At 59.2% G+C, this 537-nt stretch carries 1 protein-coding gene; it reads left to right on the plus strand.

The window, feature by feature from the left end:
• The coding region (locus EN994_RS34570) for an outer membrane lipoprotein carrier protein LolA (RefSeq protein ID WP_164746582.1) at nt 1-537 on the plus strand (537 nt) is incomplete at both ends.

Raw genomic sequence — 537 nt, forward strand, 5'->3', positions numbered from 1 at the left:
GCGCAGGCGGCTGTGCCGGCCGCTGCGCAGAAGATCGCCGACCACTTTTCCTCGGTCAAATCGATGAGCGGCGAATTCGTGCAGTTCGGCCCCAAGGGCGAGCAGACCGGCGGCAAGTTCTTCCTCGAACGGCCGGGCAAGATCCGCTTCAACTACGACGGCTCTTCGAACTTCCGGGTGATTTCAGACGGCCAGTCGGTGGTCATCCTGAACAAGAGGCTCAACACGTCCGATCTCTATCCGCTGTCGAAGACACCCTTGAAGCTGCTGCTCGACAACAGGATCGACCTCTCCGGCGACCGCGTCAAAAGCGTCAAGCAGGAGGACGACCTCACAACCATCCAGCTCGCCGACAAATCGGTGTTCGGCAATTCGAAGATCACCATGATGTTCGATCCGAAAACCTTCGACTTGCGGCAGTGGACGATCACCGACGCGCAGGGCAAGGATACGACGGTGATGATCTTCAACACCAAGGAAGGCGTCAGCTTCGCGCCGGATACTTTCGCCATCGACTACACGGCGAACCGCGAGCTC

It is taken from the genome of Mesorhizobium sp. M7A.F.Ca.CA.002.09.1.1 (genome assembly GCF_003998555.1).
Classification (GTDB): domain Bacteria; phylum Pseudomonadota; class Alphaproteobacteria; order Rhizobiales; family Rhizobiaceae; genus Mesorhizobium; species Mesorhizobium ciceri.